Below are 19,185 nucleotides of genomic sequence, written 5' to 3' on the forward strand. Positions count from 1 at the left end.
GCAATCCGAAAGATTCCCCATGCAGAATCCGACAGCCCGGATGTCCGTGGATCGAAATTCTCCGGGTTCGCCCCGGATCCGGCCGACTGACAATATCGGGCAGGGCCGGGAAGCCCGCTCCATACCGCCGCTGCTTGCTGCTGTGACAGTGTTCACGACCCCGGTGGAGACTGAGGCACGCGAAAGAGCTTCAAAAGCCGCTCATCACGTTCACAACCGTTCGCTACTTGCTGAAACAGCAATGCGGATCTGGCGTGAACCTGCCAATGCTGTTGAAACGATTGAGGCACTGATCCGGAAAGGCATTGCCGGTGATCGGATTGCGGCAGCCATTGCCAATGATCCTGCGGCCTATGGTGCCCTGCGCGGTTCCGGTCGGCTGAGGGACAGGCTTCTGGCCGTTGGCCGCGAGCGAAAGACAGCACTGGAAGCCGTGCCGGATGTGCAGGCAAGTGTCCGCTCGCTGGGATCGGGCTGGGCCTCAGCCCTGAACGCTGCAACAACAGCAATCGCCGCAGAGCGTCAGCAGATGGAGACCGCCATTCCAGGATTGTCAGAAGAGGCTAGCGAAGAACTCCGTCGCATCACAACTGCGATGCAAAAGAAGAACGCGCGGCTTGATGTCCTCGCCGGTTCGCTCGAACCGCATATTCGTCGGGAGTTCACAAGCGTCAGCCGCGCCCTTGATCTCAGATTCGGGCGCAATGCAATCCTGCGCGGCGACCGCGACAACATCAAACGCGTGCCTCCCGCACAACATTCCGTTTTCGAGGGGCTTCAGGACACGTTGAAGGTTCTTCAGCAAACAGTTTCGACCGCCAGGGCCCAGGAAATAGCAGCGATACGTCAGAGCCAGAAACTCGACCGCGGTCAAGACTTCCGGCACTAACCTGTTTGCGAAGTCCAGAGTCGATCCATTTCGTGCCGTTTGCCCCGGACTGTTGCAACATATGAACTGTGTCGACGGGATCGGGTTCTGCATGAGGTAAAATTCGACCGTGTGACAAATCTCTTCACTTTGATCTATCTTGACATTCAACCTACTGGAAGGTAGGTACTGAGTATGAGCAATTTGTCCACCACTTCCGATGATATTCTCGCATGCGCCAAAACCTTGATCATGTCGGGTGGGTATAATGGATTCAGCTACGCGGATATCGCCAGCGTCGTAGGCATTCGCAAGGCCAGTATCCATCATCACTTTCCGAGCAAGGTCGATCTGGTAAAGGCACTAATCGTGCGACATCGTGAAGATACAGAAGCAGGTTTTGCCAATCTCGAGAGCAAAGTCGATGATCCGCTGGAGCAACTGCAGGCTTATACTCAATACTGGAGTGCGTGTATCACGGACGGGAGTGCGCCATTCTGTGTAGGGGCGCTTCTGGCAAGCGAAATTCCTATATTGCCACAGGAACTCGCTTCTGAGATTCAAAACTATTTCAGATCGTTATCGAGATGGTTGACATCAGTCCTCACACGCGGCGCAAGACAGGGCCGCATTCGCTTGATCGACTCCCCTGACATCGAGGCAGAAGCTTTTGCTGCTACCGTTCACGGAGGGATGTTGTCAGCGAGAGCCCACAGCGATCCGAAGATGTTTTCGCTTATAGTTGAACCAATGCTTCGCAGACTGGCTGCGGCACAGTGATTTCGATCAAAGCCTGATCATGCTCTGTAGTCAGGCTATCAATTGGCAGGGAGGCGAATGCGGCGACCCCGTTATCCAGCCTGCAGCCATCATCGCATTGATATTTCGAAACATGCCGGGCGCAGGCAATGCCTGGAATGAATATCGAAATGTTGTGTGCCTGTTTCTGGAATGTCGCTGTCACGACGGTGCTTCTCGTCGGCCAGTTGTCGAAATGGCGAGGGAATTTTGGGAAGGATGACTGTGGTGAATGTGGATGGATGCTATCAGTATGTTTTGAATGGTTAATCGACCGTCCTGATCAATGAACTAGGTTTTATTCTAAAACCTATCTATTAGTAGGTTGTTATATTTACAGGAGCTTTGGTTATGTTTGGAATTTCCCCGCTAGGCTGGATGCACACGATCGGCAGTTTGCCTGCCATTCCCCTGGCCATCTACATGTTCGTCCGCTACGGGCGAATTTTGCCCGGGTCAAAATCCGGAGGTCTTTATTTTGTCTCGATGCTCATAGGTGCTGGCACAACATTTCTCGTTGCACGCCAGCAGGTCAGCTATGTTATCGGTGCTGCGACGATAGTTCTGCTCATTGCCGGTTATTCAATCGGTTACAGTTCAATCTTTGGTCGTGCGACCCGCTATCTGGAAACAGTCTTTTTAAGCTTGACTGCCTTCCTGCTAATAGTGCCGGCGGTAAGCGAGGTATTGCGGCGCGTACCAAATGGTCATCCATTTGTGACCGATCCCAAATCCCCGTTGTTGCTGGGCGCGCAGGGCAGTCTTTTGATCATCCTCATCATAGGACTGACAGCTCAGCTTATCTATCTGAAAAAACAAAACAACCGGTGATCGCGCGGACGGCATATTTCTCCTATCCAAGCAATGAGGTTCAAAGACCCCGTGGAATAATGAGCTCCGTCGGTATCATTTCGGGCTGGTCGGTCGTTTGTGCAGGCTCATCCAGAAGCTCGAAGGCGCGTTCGATCATTGCCTGAACATTTTGCCGGGCCATCACGACCGGGAAGTGGAGAACCTCAATGAAGGGGTCCCAGTCGAAACACCCGATGGAGCACTCCCGGACCTCGTCAACCGGCAGTGTCTTGAGAAAACTGACGATACCCTCAAAGGGGCTCGTCGAGTTAACGAAAAGCGCCTCCGGCAGGCCGTTAAGTTCACCGTAAACTGCGCGGATTGCACTTGCGGCATTTTCGGGATCGTAGCCATTCGTCGTGATTGTTCCGCCGCGAACCGGAAGGTTCAGCGCAGCCAGTTCATCCTTATACCCGCGCACACGTGCGCGCGTGTTGTGGTCACTATCCACGCCACCGATGAAGTAGAAGCTGTTTTCCGTTCGATGAGACCTGCGGCTGGCAATCTGGCGGGTCAACTGTCGGGCGCCGTCATAATTGTCGCTGATCACGGACGCGCCGTGTTTTCCCGGAAGGTCAACATTGATATGCTTCAGGTGAGCCTTTTCGCACAGTTCCGCGACACTGTCCGGATCGGTTGCGCCTGCTATCAGCAGGGCATCGATGTTGTGAGCAATCAATGTTTCCACAGTGCTGCGTTCCTGCTGCGGATCGCGCAATGTGCTGGCAACGACCGGAACAAGATTCCGGGAGCGGGCTACCGCTTCGAAGGACGCCGCCATCGAGCTGAAATATCGATTGTCCAGCATCGGCAAGATCATGCCGATCAAGCCGGAGTTGGATATGCGTAATCCGCGCGCTTGAAGGTTGGTCGTATAGCCGAGTTCACGGGCTATTACTCTTACTCGGTCCGCCGTTGCTTTATTTATCCTGCGGTTTTCCCACGAACCATTCATGACAGAAGCAACGGTCGACGGAGATACTCCAGCTCTTTCCGATATGTCGTAAATGGTTACTTTCCGGGGAGTGCTCATTAAGCCTGCTTTTCATGTGGGTAGAAGTTCGATCTTAGCGGTCTGTCACCACCCGCTGCAAGTGGGAGCAGGTGCGAATCCGGTGTGTTCCTCTGGCATTTTCCTCTTGACCGGATACCGCATGTCGAGCAATGATCGTGTTGCACTATCGATGGTGCAGTGTGACGACAAGCCGAGAGGAGCGGTGCGCACATGCCGAGGGCGGGGAAGAGCCTTCGATTCATGCACAACAATCCTCGTCAGCAGCGCTCGATTTGATTGGCGTACCGCGATGCGGTGTGCCGTCAGAATGATCGGAACTTTGTGGAGTAGAAGGTCGCTATCGGGAGAACATTCAGGGTGGAATAGCGAGGCGAAGTTCGTCTGTAAGGTTGCGAAACAACAAAATTAAAACCCAACGGGAGTGAGACATGAAGAATCTGTTTGGTAAGGCAGCTTTTGCTGCGGTGATGCTGTCCTCTTTTGCGAGCGGTGCTCAGGCAGAAGTGAAGGACGCAGTGGTCGGCTTCTTGATGCCGGATCAGGCATCCACCCGTTATGAAGAGCGTGATTATCCGGGCTTTGCCGCCGAGATGAAGAAGATCTGCGAAAGCTGCAAGGTGCTTTATCTCAATGCCGATGGCGATGCGAGCAAGCAGCAGCAGCAGTTCAACTCGGTCATTTCGCAGGGCGCGAAGGTGATCGTGCTCGATGCGGTTGACACGGCGGCGGCAGCCTCGCTGGTCAAGCTGGCCCAATCCCAGGGTATCAAGGTCATCGCCTATGACCGTCCGATCCCGGATGCGACCTCCGATTTTTACGTGTCGTTCGACAATGAAGCCATCGGCAAGTCGATTGCCGATTCGCTGGTCAAGCACCTGAAGGACAAGGGTGTACCGGGCGACAAGGGCGGCGTCCTGCAGATCAATGGTTCGCCAACCGATGCCGCAGCCGGTCTCATCAAGAACGGTATCCATGCCGGACTGAAGGACAGCGGCTACAAGACGCTTGCCGAATACGATACGCCCGAGTGGGCACCGAGCAAGGCACAGCAGTGGGCCAGCGGCCAGATCACTCGCTTCAACGACCAGATCGTCGGCGTGGTGGCTGCCAATGATGGCACCGCTGGCGGCGCGATTGCAGCCATGAAGGCGGCTGGTATCGATCCGCTTCCTCCGGTCACCGGCAATGATGCGACGATTGCAGCGCTCCAGCTCATCATTTCGGGCGATCAGTACAATACGATCAAAAAGCCGTCGGAAATCGTTGCTGCGGAAGCCGCACGCGTCGCGGGCCAGCTTCTGAATGACGAAACCCCGAAGGCAGAAGCCACGCTCTACAACACGCCGTCGAAGCTTTTCGTTCCAGTGGTCGTGACGGCTGACAATCTCAAGGCTGAGATCATCGACAAGAACATCGTTTCGGCTGAAACCCTGTGCGTCGACCGCTATGCCGAAGGCTGCAAGAAGCTCGGCATCACGAAGTAGGCAACGATACGCCCGGCCGGTTATCCGGTCGGGCAGTTTGATGTGCAATGGCGTATCCTGCAATATGCCAGGGAAAGTGAGATCATGTCCCAAGATCACGAAGCCGCTGCGTCGTCGCGGCAGCCAGTGCTGCGTCTAAGCGGCATATCCAAGAATTTCGGTGCCGTTTCAGCGCTGACAGATATCGATCTGGAAGTCTTTCCGGGCGAAGTTGTCGCTCTTGTCGGCGACAACGGCGCGGGGAAGTCCACGCTTATCAAGACGCTGGCGGGTGTGCATCAGCCCACGTCCGGCACAATCGAATTCAATGGCGAGAAGGTTGTGCTTTCCTCGCCGGGCGTTGCGCTCGATCTCGGCATTGCGACGGTCTTTCAGGATCTGGCGCTGTGCGAGAATCTCGACGTGGTCGCCAATATTTTCCTTGGCCGCGAAATGAGCCCCTATCGGCTTGACGAAGTATCCATGGAGATCAAGGCGTGGAAGCTTCTGAACGAGCTTTCCGCCCGTATTCCGAGTGTACGCGAGCCGGTCGCCTCCCTTTCTGGTGGCCAGCGCCAGACGGTCGCGATCTCGCGCTCGCTGTTGCTTGATCCCAAGCTCATTATGCTCGACGAACCAACTGCAGCACTTGGCGTTGCGCAGACCGCTGAGGTTCTCGATCTTATCGAGCGCGTTCGTGACCGTGGGCTCGGTGTCTTGATGATCAGCCACAATATGGAAGACGTTCGTGCTGTCGCGGACCGTATCGTCGTGCTGCGGCTTGGCCGAAACAATGGTGTTTTCTACCCGGATTCCTCAAACGAGGAGCTGGTCGCAGCTATCACCGGCGCAAGCAGCAATTCCGTTTCCCGCCGTGCCGAACGGCGTCAGGCGCAGCATGAAACCGGTCAGGTCCATGATCGGGGAGAAGCATAATGAACCAGGCAACCGGAAATACCCCTCTCGACCGGCAGGATACCCGCGTGCGCCATGACGAAGGCGTTTCAGGCGCGCTGCGCAATTTCTTCGACCGTGTTCGCTCGGGCGATCTTGGATCACTGCCGGTCATCGTCGGCCTCGTCATCATCTGGACCGTCTTCCAGACATTGAACCCGGTTTTCCTGTCGAGCAACAATCTCGTCAACCTGCTGTTCGACTGCTCGACCATCGGCGTCATTTCGCTCGGTATCGTCTGCATCCTGATGCTGGGCGAAATCGACCTTTCAGTCGGCTCGGTCAGCGGTCTTGCTTCGGCAATTGTCGGCGTGCTGTGGGTCAATCATGGCTGGCCGGTCGGGATCGCAATGCTGGCAGCGCTCTGCACCGGCGCGCTGATCGGCCTGCTTTACGCATTCCTCTATAATCGCTTCAGCATGCCAAGCTTCGTTTCCACGCTGGCTGGCCTGCTGGCAGCGCTTGGCCTGCAGCTTTATCTCCTGGGCAATACCGGCTCGATCAATCTGCCTTACGGCTCCTGGCTCGTGAGCTTCGGCCAGCTTCTGGTGATGCCGCGCCCGCTTTCTTATGCGCTGGTGCTAATTGCCGGACTTGCAATCTTCTTCACCGGGTTCCGTTCCGCGCAGCGCCGCCGCGAAGCCGGTCTGTCGGCACCGTCGTCGGCCGGGATTGCGCTCAAGGCCATTGTCATCACGGTCATTGTCGGTGGTGCAGTATTCTATCTCAACCAGTCGCGCGGCGTGCCATGGATGTTCGGCCTGTTCGTGGCTCTGGTGATCGCGATGAACTACGCACTCACCCGCACCAAATGGGGCCGCGCCATGCAGGCCGTTGGCGGCAATCGTGAAGCTGCGCGTCGCGCTGGCATCAATGTGAAATTTATCTATATGTCGGCTTTCATGACCTGTTCGGTTCTGGCTGCCGCAGGCGGCATTCTGGCCGCAGCTCGCCTTGCTTCTTCCAGCCAGCAGGCAGGCACTGGCGACGTCAACCTGAACGCGATTGCAGCAGCGGTCATCGGCGGCACTAGCCTCTTTGGCGGACGTGGCAGCGCCTGGTCGGCTCTACTTGGCATTATCGTCATCCAGTCGATTGCCAGCGGTTTGACGCTGCTCGATCTGTCATCGTCGCTTCGCTACATGATTACTGGCGCTGTGCTCGCCATCGCCGTGATTGTCGACTCCCTTGCCCGCCGCTCGCGCCAGTCGCACGGTCGCGCCTAAAACTTTAAGGACTGAAAAATGGCTCAGGATCTCAATGGAAAAGTCGGCGCCGTTACCGGTGCTGCCTCTGGCATCGGCTTCGAATGTGCAAAGCACATGTTAGAAGCGGGAATGACGGTGTTTCTCGTCGACCGTGACGAGAAGGCGCTTAATGAAAAATGCGCCGAGCTCGGCGATAAAGCCAGGCCGCTGGTCATTGATCTGCTCAATCCGGCATCAGTCGCCACCATGATGCCGCAAATACTCGACCAAGCGGGCAAACTCGACGTATTTCACGCCAATGCGGGTGCCTATATTGGCGGACCTCTTTGGGAAGGCGACCCGGATGCATGGGACCGCATGCTGAACCTCAACATCAACGCGGCTTTCCGCACCATTCATGCGGTTCTGCCACATATGATGGAACGAAAGACCGGCGATATCATCATGACAAGCTCTGTCGCAGGTGTCGTACCGGTCATCTGGGAGCCTATCTATACCGCATCCAAACATGCCGTTCAGGCTTTCGTTCATACGGTTCGCCGTCAGGTTGCCCCGCACGGTATCCGCGTTGGTGGCGTTCTGCCGGGTCCGGTGGTTACCGCACTTATTAGCGACTGGCCGAAGGCAAAGCTGGATGAAGCGCTGGCTAATGGCAGTCTGATGGAACCGAAGGAAGTTGCGGAATCGGTGATGTTCATGCTGACCCGCCCGCGCAACATTACCATTCGCGATCTGGTCATTCTTCCACAAAGCCTCGATCTGTAAATGGGAGCGACCATGACCAGCTATTATCTGGGCGTCGATGTCGGCACCGGCAGCGCTCGCGCCGGTCTTTTCGACGCCAGCGGTACCATGCTTGCTTCGGCCAAGCGCGATATCACCATCTGGCGTGAGGCGGGCAGCATTGTCGAGCAGTCGAGCGCCAATATCTGGCAGGCTGTTTGCGAAAGCGTGCGCGAAGCCGTCAAGACTGCCAATGTTGATCCGACTGACATTGCCGGTATCGGCTATGACGCGACATGTTCGCTGGTTGTGCTGGGTGAGGGCGGCAAGTCGCTTGCAGTCGGTCCGTCCAACGATCCAGCGCGCGACATCATTGTATGGATGGATCATCGCGCTGTTGGCCAGGCAGAACGCATTAATGCGACCAAAGCCAAGGTTCTCGACTACGTTGGCAGCGCTATTTCCCCCGAGATGGAAACGCCGAAGCTGTTGTGGCTCAAGGAAAACAAGCCGGAAACCTTCGCTGCTGCATGGCAGTTTTTCGATCTTACCGATTTTCTCACATGGAAATCTTGCGGCAGTCTTGCCCGTTCGGCCTGCACGGTCACCTGCAAATGGACCTATCTCAGTCATGAAAAGCGCTGGGATGAGACCTTTTTCCGTGAAGTGGGCCTTGGCGAACTGGCGGACGAAAATTTTGTCCGCATCGGTACGGACGTTCGACCCGGTGGCGAGAGTCTTGGCGGCTTGAGCGAACAGGCCGCAGCAGAACTCGGTCTTATGCCGGGCACAGCTATTGCCGCTGGCCTGATCGACGCTCATGCGGGCGGGATCGGCACGGTCGGGGCACGCGGTCCGGAGGGCCGGATATTGTCGCGCATGGCCTATGTGTTTGGCACGTCGGCCTGCACCATGACGACAACCGAACAGCCGGTTTTCGTGGATGGTGTATGGGGTCCGTATTATTCGGCGATGGTTCCGGGCCTGTGGCTTAACGAGGGAGGACAATCGGCAGCGGGTGCAGCTATCGATCATCTGATCCACATGCATCCTTTCGCGAAGGAAGCGGAAGAGCAGGCAAACGCCCAAGGCAAGGGGCTGGTCGACATTCTTGCCGCAGAAGTCGACGCGAGGGGAGGCTCAGAAGAGGCAGCTGCCATCATTGGCGACATTCACGTCGTGCCGGAGTTCCTCGGTAATCGTGCACCGTTCGCGGACCCTGATGCGCGCGCAATCATTGCCGGGCTCGATCTCGATGCCGGGATCGACAGCCTTACGGCACTTTATTTGGCCGGGCTGTGCGGCCTCGGCTATGGTGCGCGGCAGATCGTGGAGGCCCAGAAAGCAAAGGGTATCGCGACCGATACTATCGTCGTCTCGGGTGGGGCTGCACGTTCGCATCTGGTGCGACAGGTGCTTGCCGACACGACCGGTCTTGTCATCGCCGCCTCCACTTCGCCCGAACCTGTTCTGCTCGGCTCTGCCATGCTGGGTGCCGTCGCGTCGGGAGCTTACCCTGATCTTGCATCGGCCATGGACGCCATGTCGGAACTAGGAGAAGTTAACAGGCCGGATGCCGGGCTGGCCAGATGGCACGACCAGCGTTTCGAGGCTTTCACACTTTTGCAGGCAGCCGCTCGCAAAATCCGCGTGGTTCAACTGAGGTAGATTGTTCCCGGCACGCAGGCAGTTCCGGTTGCATGCTCTGCGGTCGGGTCTGACAGTTCGGACGACAGCGAACATTGAAGACTGTACACGCAGAAATGGACGCTTCTTCACGTCCAGGGCTTCGACAGCAGGCTGTCCGTCTTGCGGGGCTGCTTGTCAACTCAGGTCGCTTCTCAATGATCTTTGCTATGCCAGGCGCATTGCCAAGGGACTGAACAATCTTCTTGAGATACGAAAGCGTTTCAAGGATGACTTGCTGCGAAGCCTCCCCGAGATGTTTGACGAGGATACTGCGCTGGTAGCCATCTAAGGCAGGACGGAAATGCCGATTTCAGTTCGAGCCATGGCCGGATTTCAACCATCGCCAATTTCCCAGACTGCAGCGCCGGCAAGCATGCCGGCACCGGCGGCTGAAAGAAGTAGCCGTTCGCCTGACTGAAAAGGCTGCGATTTCGATGCCAGTGATAGCGAGAGCGGGATCGTCGCCGCCGACGAGTTGCCGAACACGCCAATCGATCTGGCGGCAATCGAGGCAGGCAGGTGCAACTGGTCGCAAACCGTGTCGATGATCCGCGCATTGGCCTGATGGGGAAAGAACCTGTTCACATCGGAGGCAGTAAGCTTTGCCTGTTCAAGCGCGTCGGTTGCGCAACGCAACATCATACGAACGGCCTGCGTAAAGACGGCCTTGCCGTCTCGCATGGTCATTCTTGTCTCGCCAGCGGGAATGGAAATCAGCCCGTAATTTCCTCCATCGGACATGAGCGCCGACCCACGCAGTCCAGCATGTGGATCGTTCGATGGTGCAAGCAGGACTGAACCGGCGGCATCGGCAAAGAGAATTGCTGTGTTGCGCTCCTCCATACTGACCCGGCGGCTCAATATATTGGCTGCCACGACCAGAACTGGCTTGCGGAAGTTTTTGACAAAGCCGTCTGCCAGAACAAGCGCATAAAGGAACCCGGAGCAAGCGCCTGCAAGATCGATCCCGCCGCAGTTTTCCAGCCCCAGCTTGTGAGCGAGAAGCGGCGCGGAAGGTGGCAGGAGATGATCGGGCGTTGATGTCGCGAGAATGACAAGCGCCACCGAATTGTGCGGGACACCGGCATCCTGGAGAGCCATTTCTCCCGCCTTCATAGCCATGTCCGTTAGAGTTTCATCCGGTGCCGCCCAACGCCGCTCGCGAATGCCGGTGCGCCTTTCGATCCAGCCAGTATCCAGTCCGAGATGCTGCTCCAGTTCCTCATTAGCAACTCGGCGGTCTGGCACGTAATGGCCGAAACCCGCCATACGGCTCGAGATACTCATCGCGCTGCCGTCTCAATCATATCGGCCGCCGCATGAATCGCGTCATAGGCAAGGTCCAGATCAAGTGGCGTTACGCAATAGGGGGGCATCAGATAGATCACGTTGCCGAGCGGACGCAGAAGCACACCCTGTTTGCGGAAGAAGGATTTCAATTGCGGCCCAGCATCGGAAAGGTAGCCGGTTTTTTTGACCGCGAGATCAAGGGCGGCAATGGTTCCTTGCTGGCGAAAATTGGTGAAACGAGGATCATCCTGAAAACGCGATAGCCTTTCCGAGTGCAATTGCCCCAATGTCCTGATGCGATCCGCGACGGGTTCCGTTTGCCAGACTTCTATATTTGCAAGTGCTGCCGCGCAGGCAATCGGATTGGCCGTGTAGGAACTGGAATGAAAGAATGTGCGGCTGCGGTCTTTCGAAAAATGCGCATCGAAGATTTCAGCCGTGCTGAGCGTTGCGGCTAGCGGAAGAGCGCCGCCGGTAATGCCTTTGGAAAGGCACAGAATATCTGGCGAGGTGGATGCCTGCTCGCACGCGAACATGGTGCCCGTGCGTCCCCATCCTGTCATCACTTCATCGGCGATTAGTAGTGTTCCGTATTGTTTCGTGATCCGCCGGAACTCGGTGAGCAGGTGAGGAGGATAGATTTTCATTCCACCTGCACCCAGAACAAGCGGCTCCAAGAGCAGAGCGGCAACTTTGCCACTCCGGCAGAAGTGCTCCAGCGCGTCGAGTGCTTCCTGCTCCCGCCCCACCGATGGAAACGGAATGGTGTCGACCTGAAACAGCAGGGGGGCATAGGCGGAGTTGAACACACCGCGCGCACCGGTGGACATGGTGCCAATCGTATCGCCGTGATAGCTATGCTCCAACACTGCGATGCGTGAACGCGGTTTGTTTCTATTGTGATAGAAGCCGAGTGCCATCTTGATAGCGACTTCGACTGCTGTGGAACCGCTGTCGGAATAGAACACATGGGCGAGGCCTTGCGGGGTGAGTTTGACCAGTTCTTGCGCCAGCTTTTCTGCCGGTTCGTGAGTGAATTCGGCAAAGATGATCTGATCGAACTGGTCCAATGCGTCCCGGATCGCCGCCATGATCTTTGGGTGACGGTGCCCATGTGTAATCACCCACCATGACGATATGGCATCCAGCACCGAACGGCCGGTTTCATCCTTTAAATAGGCACCGTCAGTTTTGACGATCCTGCGGAAAACCGGATCTGTGGCGTGCTGGGTGAAGGGATGCCAGACAGGAGACGAACGTCCGGTCATTAGGAAGCCTCGTAAAAAACGTTCATATTGAAATGCTCGCGAAACGCATGGCGGAGCGTGTCCGGATCAAGATTCGCAAGGCGGGGCAGTCGTCCCAGTCTGCGAACGCCGCTCAGTTCCGGGATTATCTGCTCGGTATCTGGTTGAGGATCGCCGATGAAGGCAATACCGAGCACGGGGATACTGCGCCGGTTCAACGCTTCAAGCGAAAGCAGTGTATGATTGATGGTGCCGAGGCTGGTTCTCGCACAGAGGATGATCGGCTTTTGCCAGCGCGCAAAAACATCAATGAATGTCGTGTAGCGTGTCAACGGTACATGCAATCCGCCTGCGCCTTCGATCACCAGAGGTGCATCGACCGATGGTACCTCGAGTGACTCCGCATCAATCTCCACACCGTCGATTTGCGCGGAAAGATGCGGCGAAGCAGGCGTATTAAGGCGCCAGCATTCCGGGATGATGTTCTGGCGTGAAAGTCCGGCAAGCTGAACAACGGTTTCGCTGTCGGTTGCTTCTTCCAGCCCCGACTGAACCGGCTTCCAGTAATAAGCACTGAGCGCGCCCGCGAGTGCTGCAGAAAACACGGTCTTGCCGATACCTGTATCGGTTCCGGTAACGATAAAAGCGCAGTTCATATCATTTCCTCTGCCATGATCGTGGCAAGGTGTTCGAACATGCGCGTTATCGTGGGTTCATCGACATTGAGCGTGATGGTGATGCGCAGGCGCGCCGTGCCGGCGGGCACAGTGGGCGGGCGTATGGCGCGTATGTCGAAGCCGTCGGTCTGCATGCGATGTGCAATGCGCAAGGTGCGGTCGGCATCGCCAATGACGAGCGGCAGTATCTGCGTCCCGCTGCCGGCTTTGCCGAGTCGATCGGCGAATTGCGCATTGGCGAATGCGATAAGCCGGTGCAATTCGGGCCGACGATGTTGTTCGGCGATCATGGTTTTCAGCGCAAGCCGCGTTGCGGATACTTGCAAGGGCGAAGGTGCGGTCGAATAGATGAATGGCCGTGCACGATTGACGAGAAAATCGCGAAGGACCGGATCTCCTCCAACCAGCCCGCCGGAACTGGCCATTGCCTTGCCGCAAGTATGTAACGTGATGATGTTCTGTCGGTTTCCCAGTCCGGTAGCAAAACCGCGTCCGTCCGGCCCGTGCACGCCCGTCGCATGGGCTTCGTCGATGAAAAGAAAAGCGTCGTAGTGGTCTGCTATCTCGATGAGATCGGAAAGCGGCGCGATGTCACCATCCATAGAATAGAGGCTTTCTACCACAATCCACGGGGTGCCGCGTCCGCCCTTTTTGCGCCATGTGCAGATTGCTCTATCGAATGCATCTGTATTGTTATGCGGGATGGAAACGGTTTCGGCCTTTCCGGCCCGCATGCCTTCACGTGCGCTGGCATGGATCAGTTCGTCATAGACAATCAGATCGCCGCGTAACGGCAAAGTCGAGAGAACTGCTAGATTTGCCGTATACCCGTTATTGAAATACAGCATTGAAGGTGCACGAAAACAGGAAGCAGCTTCAGCCTCCAGAAGTTCGTGTTCCGGGTGATTGCCGCGCAACAGCCGGGAGCCGCCAGACCCGGTGGTAAGGCCGTTCTCCAGCTCGGCAATCAATGCATTACGGATCGACGGCGATGCGGCAAGACCCAGATAGTCATTCGAGCTGAAATCCGCACCTCTGTTATCGGCAAGTGCGCGCAGATGCTGCCGCCGCTGTAAGTTTTTCAACTTCGCAGCGTAACGGGCCAACGGGTTGGTGCTCATGCATGGGCATCCAGTGCATCGGCGGTCAGGCCAAGCCGTCGCATGAGGCTTGTGTCGCGATCTTCACCCGGATTGGCGGCGGTCAGCAGCATGTCGCCAATAAAGATCGAATTTGCGCCTGCGAAAAAGCATAGTGCCTGCATTTCATCGCTCATTGAACTGCGTCCCGCTGTCAGCCGGACATGCGATTGCGGCATCATCAGGCGGGCAAGGGCGATGATGCGGACAAAGGCGATAGGATCGACGGGCGATGCTTTCTCCAGCCGCGAACCGGGCATCGGGATCAGCATATTGATTGGCACGCTTTCCGGTGGGATGGGCAAATTTGCCAGCGTCACCAGCATATCGACGCGGTCGTCTTCGGTTTCTCCAAGGCCGAGAATGCCGCCGCTGCAAACCTTGATCCCTGCTTCCCGGACATGGGTGAGCGTTTCCAGTCGATCGTCGAAACTGCGCGTCGTGATGACCTGCGGATAAAACCGCTCCGACGTATCGATATTGTGGTTGTAATAATCGAGCCCAGCCTCTGCAAAGGTCTGCGCCTGATCCGGGCTCAACATGCCCAGCGTCATGCAGGTTTCCAGACCAAGCGCTTTCACCTGTTTGACCATCTCGACAATCGCGGGCTCATCCCGCGTCTTCGGGCTGCGCCAGGCCGCACCCATGCAATAGCGGGTTGCGCCGCTATCCTTTGCCTTCTGCGCTTCCTCGAGGACTGTATCCAGACTCATCAATCTGGAAGCTTTGAGACCCGAAGCGTGATGTGCCGACTGGCTGCAATAGCCACAATCTTCCGGGCAGCCGCCCGTCTTGATGTTGAGCAGTTTGCTGAGCTGAACGCGGTTCGGATCGAAATTGGCACGATGAACGCTCTGTGCCTCCAAAAGAAGATCGTTGAACGGAAGTTCATAGAGCAGACGCGCGCTTGCGCGCGTCCATGCATCCTGCTCCGATTTGGACGCCGTTTTCTCAGCGCCTTCCGGGTTCGATTGCACCGTATTGAGCATGCTTTCTCCATTTTATCTATAAAAATAGAAAGAATCTATGTAATATAGATTATCTTTATGTGAACCGGTGACTCAAGCTAAAATATTATAGATAATTATGGAATGTGTATAATGATGCACTGCGTTGTGACTGTGCCAGAACGCAAAACGCCGCGATCATTGGATCGCGGCGCTATGAAATCAGCGGGTTGGAGAAGTCTGCAAAAGCCTGTTGCGGCGCGGCCGGTTATCCGTCTGAATGCGCGAGCTGCGCTTCAAGATGCTCATCACGAAGGCGATGACGCCCCAAAGGCAACATGATCGGTCGACCGGAAGTTGGATCGGTCATGATACGGCTTTCGAGATGAAATACCTCACGAACATTTTGTTCTGTCAGCACGTCGTCGGGCGTTCCGGTTGCGTATAGTCGCCCGTTAGCCATTGCGACCAGAAAATCCGCATAGCGGGCGGCAAGATTGAGATCGTGCAAAACCATGACGACTGTGGTTCCCCGCTTCTGGTTGAGATCTGTGAGCAGATCCAGAACTTCAATCTGGTGACTGATGTCGAGAAAGGTTGTCGGTTCATCCAGCAGGAGAATATCGGTCTGCTGCGCCAGTGCCATCGCAATCCATACGCGCTGGCGCTGGCCGCCTGAAAGTTCATCCACTGGCCTGTCGGCCAGTTCGGTCGTCTTGGTTACTTCAAGTGCCGTTGCGATCGCTTCGTCATCTGCCCGCGTCCATTGCGAGAATACGCCGTGATAGGGGTTTCGACCTCGACTGACCAGATCGGCAACCAGTATGCCCTCCGGCGCTATCGGCGATTGGGGCAGCAGGCCGAGCGTTTGTGCCAGTTGCCGGGAGGGAAGCGTGTGGATCGACTTGCCGTCAAGCAGTACTTCCCCGTGTCGTGGTGCAAGAAGTCGCGACATAGTGCGCAGCAAGGTAGATTTCCCGCAGGCATTTGCTCCAACGATTGCTGTTACCTTGCCGGAAGGCACCTGAAGATCGAGACTATCCAGCACAAGCCTGTCACCATAGCCAGTGGTCAGCTCACGCGCGATGAGGGTGTGATCGGTCATAGGGATGCCCCGCTGCGGTTGACGCGTATGATGAGGTAGATGAGATAAGGAGCGCCCAGAACTCCGGTGACGACGCCAACCGGATAGCGGCCGGGCAGCAGGAACTGTCCGCAATAATCGCCGGCGAGGACTAGTATGGCTCCAATCAGGGCAGACGGGACGAGCAGGGAACCGTTATTACCGATGACACGTGCTGCAATGGGGCCGGACAGAAAGGCGACGAAAGCAATGGGGCCGGAAACGGCCGTGGCAAAAGCTATCATGCCGACGGCGGCAATGATTATAACAATCCGGGTTCGCCCCACATTGGTTCCCAATGCTGCGGCGCTGTCGTCGCCCAGCCGCAATGCTTCGAGATCGCGCGACCGGCTCAAAAGCAAACCGCCGAAAACGACCAGCGCGACCAGAAGAGGAAACATCTGGTCCAGCCTTGCGCCGTTGACGCTGCCGGTGAGCCAGCGCATGGCTTCCTGCAGGCTCCAGGCGGGCGCGTTTGAAAGAATATAGGCAATGACACTTTCGAGCATCGCCGAAACACCGATCCCAACGAGGATAAGACGGGTTCCGGCGACCCCGTTCCTGAAGGAAAGACCATAGACGGCAAGCGCTACGGCGAGGCCAGCCACAACGGCAAAGATTGAAACAATGGGGCCGTTTAGCGACAGCACAACGATTGCAAAAACAGCCGCAGCGCTTGCCCCGGAACTGATTCCGATAATGTCAGGGCTTGCAAGTGAATTGCGCAGCATAAGCTGGAATGCGACACCGCCAAGGCCGAAGCTCAGCCCTGCTAGCACGGACAGGACGGCGCGCGGCAGGCGCAACTTCCCGACCGTGAAGCTTGCTCCCTGAACGTTTTCGCCCAGGAGTACCCGGACGACATCTTTTGGCGGCGTGAACGATTGGCCCAGCATCAAAGTGAGGAGGAAGAGGGCGACGAGAATGACCAGAAGAAGACCGATGACAAGATTGCGCTTGCGGGTGCGGCTGCGACGGTTCCGGGCGATAAGATCGGCGGTGGAATGCAGCATGATCACAACTCGCGAACCCGTTGGCGCCTGACAATCCAGATGAAGAACGGCGCACCGATCAGGGCGGTGACGATCCCGACATCGAGTTCGGCAGGGCGGGCAACGAGGCGTCCGGCAATATCTGCAGCAAGCAGGAGGCAGGCTCCGCTGAGGGCCGAGAATGGCAATAGCCAGCGGTGATCGACCCCGACCAGGAGGCGGCATATATGCGGCACAACTAAGCCCACGAATCCTATGGGACCGCAGATGGCGGTGGTTGCACCACACAGCAGAATTGCGCCGAGCGCCGCAACAGCGCGAGCAATGGCGACCTTTTCTCCGAGCCCGGCGGCAAGTTCATCGCCGAGTGCCAGGGAGTTCAGTTTGCGCGCCGATAGAAAGCTGACAACGAAACCGACAGCGAGAAATGGCAGCACATAAGCGAGCCGGTCGAAAGTCGCACCTCCAACGCCGCCGATCTGCCAGGCGCGAATGCCGCCGGCAATATCGTTGCGGGGCAGCACGATGGCGATAACCAGTGAGGAAAATGCTACCGACGTGGCTGCACCGGCCAGCGCGAGCTTGAGCGGTGTTGCGCCACCACGGCCAAGCGATCCGACCATATAGACGAAGACGGCGGCGCAACCGGCACCGAATATGGCTGCCCAGATATAAGCTGGTGCGGAAACGATGTTGAACCACGCAACGCCGATGACGACGGCAAGCGATGCGCCCATATTGACGCCCAGAATGCCGGGATCTGCCAGCGGATTGCGGGTAATGCCCTGCATAATGGCGCCTGCCAGACCGAGCGCTGCTCCGGCGAGAAGAGCGAGCAAGGTGCGCGGAATGCGCATGGCGACGGCGGCCTGTCCGATGGTGTCCATATGACCACGCAGGGCCGCAACAATGTCAGGCCATGGCACTTCACGCGTGCCGAGCGACACGGACAGAACACAAAGGGTCACGAGGAGAAAGACGACCGCGCCGAGCCAGCCGGTCCTCGCTCTGTTGGACCGATATATGGTGATTGGCTGGCTTGAACGCCGGATGCGGGCGACGGTCATTTTGCTTTATCGGCCGCGCCGGCAAGAAGGGCGACATAGTCCTTCAACACCCAGGAAATGGAAAGCGGTGTGGGATTGGCCGCTGTCCCGAGAGGGTTTTTGCCCAGCATGACCACTGCATTATTTTCGACCACTGGCATGCTGGCGAGAAGTGGATTGCGCTTCATGGCGTCTAGCAATTCCTGACTGCCATAGGTTACGACGATGTCCACGTCATCGAACATGTCGACACGCTCGGCGCTGATGGAGCCGGAGAACTGGCCCGGTTTGGAGGCGTTGACCACACTTTTGGGTGAGTTCAGGCCAAGGTCCGTGAAGAATCTCACCCGCGTGTCGTTAGTGGTGTAGAAATTGACCGTGCTCAGGTCCGTCGTATCGAGATGCGTGACGAACATAGCCGACTTGTCTTTGAGATGCGGATACTGGTTGACCGTCTCGGCAATCTCGCCTTCGATCTTTGCAATCAGCGCTTCGCCTTCTTCCGCCATGCCCATGCCAGCGCTGTTGAGGCGGATCATGTCGCGCCAGTCGGTGGACCATGGCGCTTCCGGATAGGCGACAACCGGAGCGATCTGGCTGAGCGTATCGTAATCCGACTGGCTGAGGCCGGAATAGGATGCAAGGATGACATCGGGCCGCGTTTCCGCCACGGCCTCGAAATCGATCCCGTCGCCTTCGTCGAAGAGAACCGGTGTATCCGTGCTAAGTTCCTTCAGCTTTGCTGCCACCCAGGGCAACAGTCCGTCGTTGTCGTCATCACCGAAATTGGCGCGCGCAAAACCGACCGGCACCACGCCGAGCGCAAGAGGAACCTCATGATTTGCCCACGCGACAGTGACGATCCGCTCCGGCTTTTTCTCGATTGTCGTCGTGCCAAAGGCATGTTTGATAACAATCGGATAAGTCGCTTTTGCGCCGGCCTGTGCGCTTTGCGGCGCAGTGATCGCAAATGAGGCCAGGGCAGCGAAAAATAGAGAGCGAATGGACCACGTCATCCGGCGCATTCTCCTTGCATGTAAAGTGGCCTTTCACTGTCAAGTTAAGACCCTCACGTCAAGGCCGAAGCACGCGCCTCGATAAAGCTGTTGCGAATTAACCGTGACTTCCTACAAAAAAGCAGTTTTCTACAATAC

At 56.9% G+C, this 19,185-nt stretch carries 18 protein-coding genes and 1 pseudogene; 8 read left to right on the forward strand and 11 right to left on the reverse strand.

The window, feature by feature from the left end; all coding sequences use genetic code 11:
- The first annotated feature begins 40 nt into the window (after positions 1-40).
- The 3 genes from ACOWVS_RS00005 (at position 41) to ACOWVS_RS00015 (ending at position 2,497) form a co-directional block, all read left to right on the forward strand.
- Positions 41-889 (forward strand): BID domain-containing protein, encoded by an 849-nt coding sequence (locus ACOWVS_RS00005; RefSeq protein WP_420972951.1) that lies wholly within the window; start codon positions 41-43, stop codon positions 887-889.
- Between the two features lie 174 nt (positions 890-1,063).
- Positions 1,064-1,648, forward strand: coding sequence for a TetR/AcrR family transcriptional regulator (locus ACOWVS_RS00010; protein WP_006468276.1), 585 nt, complete (start codon positions 1,064-1,066; stop codon positions 1,646-1,648).
- Between the two features lie 369 nt (positions 1,649-2,017).
- Positions 2,018-2,497 carry a hypothetical protein gene (locus ACOWVS_RS00015; RefSeq protein ID WP_006472044.1) on the forward strand — a complete coding sequence of 160 codons (480 nt, stop codon included), beginning with the start codon at positions 2,018-2,020 and terminating at the stop codon, positions 2,495-2,497.
- 40 nt (positions 2,498-2,537) lie between these two features.
- Here ACOWVS_RS00015 and ACOWVS_RS00020 read toward each other — a convergent pair whose 3' ends face one another.
- Positions 2,538-3,326 carry a substrate-binding domain-containing protein gene (locus ACOWVS_RS00020; protein WP_235691704.1) on the reverse strand — a complete coding sequence of 263 codons (789 nt, stop codon included), beginning with the start codon at positions 3,324-3,326 and terminating at the stop codon, positions 2,538-2,540.
- A 117-nt stretch (positions 3,327-3,443) separates the two neighbouring features.
- Positions 3,444-3,551, reverse strand: a pseudogene (locus ACOWVS_RS00025) (LacI family DNA-binding transcriptional regulator); the annotation flags it as partial.
- Between the two features lie 410 nt (positions 3,552-3,961).
- On the opposite strand from ACOWVS_RS00025, the gene ACOWVS_RS00030 reads away from it, so the two are divergent.
- The 5 genes from ACOWVS_RS00030 (at position 3,962) to ACOWVS_RS00050 (ending at position 9,549) form a co-directional block, all read left to right on the forward strand.
- Entirely contained in the window at positions 3,962-5,017 is a 1,056-nt protein-coding gene (locus ACOWVS_RS00030; protein WP_006468279.1) for a sugar ABC transporter substrate-binding protein, read from the forward strand.
- Positions 5,018-5,101: 84 nt separating this feature from the next.
- Positions 5,102-5,932, forward strand: a complete 831-nt coding sequence (locus ACOWVS_RS00035) for an ATP-binding cassette domain-containing protein (RefSeq protein WP_006472046.1) — start codon at positions 5,102-5,104, stop codon at positions 5,930-5,932.
- A complete protein-coding gene (locus ACOWVS_RS00040) occupies positions 5,932-7,176 on the forward strand; it encodes a sugar ABC transporter permease (protein ID WP_006468281.1) in 1,245 nt (414 codons plus the stop codon). The genes ACOWVS_RS00035 and ACOWVS_RS00040 overlap by 1 nt, the downstream gene beginning before the upstream one ends.
- Before the next feature lie 18 nt (positions 7,177-7,194).
- Positions 7,195-7,923, forward strand: a complete 729-nt coding sequence (locus tag ACOWVS_RS00045) for an SDR family oxidoreductase (RefSeq protein WP_006468282.1) — start codon at positions 7,195-7,197, stop codon at positions 7,921-7,923.
- Between the two features lie 12 nt (positions 7,924-7,935).
- The gene (locus tag ACOWVS_RS00050; RefSeq protein ID WP_006472047.1) at positions 7,936-9,549 is read left to right on the forward strand and encodes an FGGY-family carbohydrate kinase; all 1,614 of its coding nucleotides are present in this window, start codon (positions 7,936-7,938) and stop codon (positions 9,547-9,549) included.
- A gap of 354 nt (positions 9,550-9,903) precedes the next feature.
- Here ACOWVS_RS00050 and ACOWVS_RS00055 read toward each other — a convergent pair whose 3' ends face one another.
- The 9 genes from ACOWVS_RS00055 to ACOWVS_RS00095 form a co-directional block, all read right to left on the reverse strand.
- Positions 9,904-10,857 carry a beta-ketoacyl-ACP synthase III gene (locus ACOWVS_RS00055; protein ID WP_006468284.1) on the reverse strand — a complete coding sequence of 318 codons (954 nt, stop codon included), beginning with the start codon at positions 10,855-10,857 and terminating at the stop codon, positions 9,904-9,906.
- On the reverse strand, positions 10,854-12,128 hold the full coding sequence (locus ACOWVS_RS00060; RefSeq protein ID WP_006468285.1) for an adenosylmethionine--8-amino-7-oxononanoate transaminase: 1,275 nt from the start codon (positions 12,126-12,128) through the stop codon (positions 10,854-10,856). The genes ACOWVS_RS00055 and ACOWVS_RS00060 overlap by 4 nt, the downstream gene beginning before the upstream one ends.
- The gene (bioD, locus tag ACOWVS_RS00065; protein ID WP_006468286.1) at positions 12,128-12,763 is read right to left on the reverse strand and encodes a dethiobiotin synthase; all 636 of its coding nucleotides are present in this window, start codon (positions 12,761-12,763) and stop codon (positions 12,128-12,130) included. The genes ACOWVS_RS00060 and bioD overlap by 1 nt, the downstream gene beginning before the upstream one ends.
- Positions 12,760-13,905 carry an 8-amino-7-oxononanoate synthase gene (locus ACOWVS_RS00070; protein WP_006468287.1) on the reverse strand — a complete coding sequence of 382 codons (1,146 nt, stop codon included), beginning with the start codon at positions 13,903-13,905 and terminating at the stop codon, positions 12,760-12,762. Before ACOWVS_RS00070 ends, bioD begins: the two co-directional genes overlap by 4 nt.
- Complete coding sequence (gene bioB, locus ACOWVS_RS00075) at positions 13,902-14,912, reverse strand: biotin synthase BioB (protein WP_006468288.1); 1,011 nt, start codon at positions 14,910-14,912, stop codon at positions 13,902-13,904. The genes ACOWVS_RS00070 and bioB overlap by 4 nt, the downstream gene beginning before the upstream one ends.
- Positions 14,913-15,138: 226 nt before the next feature.
- Positions 15,139-15,975 carry an ABC transporter ATP-binding protein gene (locus tag ACOWVS_RS00080; RefSeq protein WP_006472049.1) on the reverse strand — a complete coding sequence of 279 codons (837 nt, stop codon included), beginning with the start codon at positions 15,973-15,975 and terminating at the stop codon, positions 15,139-15,141.
- Positions 15,972-17,006 (reverse strand): FecCD family ABC transporter permease, encoded by a 1,035-nt coding sequence (locus ACOWVS_RS00085; RefSeq protein WP_006472050.1) that lies wholly within the window; start codon positions 17,004-17,006, stop codon positions 15,972-15,974. Before ACOWVS_RS00085 ends, ACOWVS_RS00080 begins: the two co-directional genes overlap by 4 nt.
- A 2-nt stretch (positions 17,007-17,008) precedes the next feature.
- Positions 17,009-18,052: a FecCD family ABC transporter permease gene (locus ACOWVS_RS00090; protein ID WP_006468290.1), complete on the reverse strand. Its 1,044-nt coding sequence runs from the start codon at positions 18,050-18,052 to the stop codon at positions 17,009-17,011.
- On the reverse strand, positions 18,049-19,047 hold the full coding sequence (locus ACOWVS_RS00095; RefSeq protein ID WP_006472051.1) for an iron-siderophore ABC transporter substrate-binding protein: 999 nt from the start codon (positions 19,045-19,047) through the stop codon (positions 18,049-18,051). The genes ACOWVS_RS00090 and ACOWVS_RS00095 overlap by 4 nt, the downstream gene beginning before the upstream one ends.
- Positions 19,048-19,185: the final 138 nt, after the last annotated feature.

Source organism: Brucella sp. IR068 (genome assembly GCF_049065885.1).
In the GTDB taxonomy this organism is placed as follows: Bacteria; Pseudomonadota; Alphaproteobacteria; order Rhizobiales; family Rhizobiaceae; genus Brucella; species Brucella intermedia.

What these genes read in the sequence shown, in the direction of transcription:
- ACOWVS_RS00035 (WP_006472046.1), top strand. Translation starts at nt 5,102, where the DNA reads ATGTCCCAAGATCACGAAGCCGCTGCGTCGTCGCGGCAGCCAGTGCTG.
- bioD (WP_006468286.1), bottom strand. Translation starts at nt 12,763, where the DNA reads ATGAACTGCGCTTTTATCGTTACCGGAACCGATACAGGTATCGGCAAG.
- ACOWVS_RS00090 (WP_006468290.1), bottom strand. Translation starts at nt 18,052, where the DNA reads ATGACCGTCGCCCGCATCCGGCGTTCAAGCCAGCCAATCACCATATAT.
- ACOWVS_RS00070 (WP_006468287.1), bottom strand. Translation starts at nt 13,905, where the DNA reads ATGAGCACCAACCCGTTGGCCCGTTACGCTGCGAAGTTGAAAAACTTA.
- ACOWVS_RS00060 (WP_006468285.1), bottom strand. Translation starts at nt 12,128, where the DNA reads ATGACCGGACGTTCGTCTCCTGTCTGGCATCCCTTCACCCAGCACGCC.
- ACOWVS_RS00040 (WP_006468281.1), top strand. Translation starts at nt 5,932, where the DNA reads ATGAACCAGGCAACCGGAAATACCCCTCTCGACCGGCAGGATACCCGC.
- ACOWVS_RS00005 (WP_420972951.1), top strand. Translation starts at nt 41, where the DNA reads ATGTCCGTGGATCGAAATTCTCCGGGTTCGCCCCGGATCCGGCCGACT.
- ACOWVS_RS00015 (WP_006472044.1), top strand. Translation starts at nt 2,018, where the DNA reads ATGTTTGGAATTTCCCCGCTAGGCTGGATGCACACGATCGGCAGTTTG.
- ACOWVS_RS00020 (WP_235691704.1), bottom strand. Translation starts at nt 3,326, where the DNA reads ATGCTGGACAATCGATATTTCAGCTCGATGGCGGCGTCCTTCGAAGCG.
- ACOWVS_RS00045 (WP_006468282.1), top strand. Translation starts at nt 7,195, where the DNA reads ATGGCTCAGGATCTCAATGGAAAAGTCGGCGCCGTTACCGGTGCTGCC.
- ACOWVS_RS00050 (WP_006472047.1), top strand. Translation starts at nt 7,936, where the DNA reads ATGACCAGCTATTATCTGGGCGTCGATGTCGGCACCGGCAGCGCTCGC.
- ACOWVS_RS00010 (WP_006468276.1), top strand. Translation starts at nt 1,064, where the DNA reads ATGAGCAATTTGTCCACCACTTCCGATGATATTCTCGCATGCGCCAAA.
- ACOWVS_RS00055 (WP_006468284.1), bottom strand. Translation starts at nt 10,857, where the DNA reads ATGAGTATCTCGAGCCGTATGGCGGGTTTCGGCCATTACGTGCCAGAC.
- ACOWVS_RS00080 (WP_006472049.1), bottom strand. Translation starts at nt 15,975, where the DNA reads ATGACCGATCACACCCTCATCGCGCGTGAGCTGACCACTGGCTATGGT.
- ACOWVS_RS00095 (WP_006472051.1), bottom strand. Translation starts at nt 19,047, where the DNA reads ATGACGTGGTCCATTCGCTCTCTATTTTTCGCTGCCCTGGCCTCATTT.
- ACOWVS_RS00085 (WP_006472050.1), bottom strand. Translation starts at nt 17,006, where the DNA reads ATGCTGCATTCCACCGCCGATCTTATCGCCCGGAACCGTCGCAGCCGC.
- bioB (WP_006468288.1), bottom strand. Translation starts at nt 14,912, where the DNA reads ATGCTCAATACGGTGCAATCGAACCCGGAAGGCGCTGAGAAAACGGCG.
- ACOWVS_RS00030 (WP_006468279.1), top strand. Translation starts at nt 3,962, where the DNA reads ATGAAGAATCTGTTTGGTAAGGCAGCTTTTGCTGCGGTGATGCTGTCC.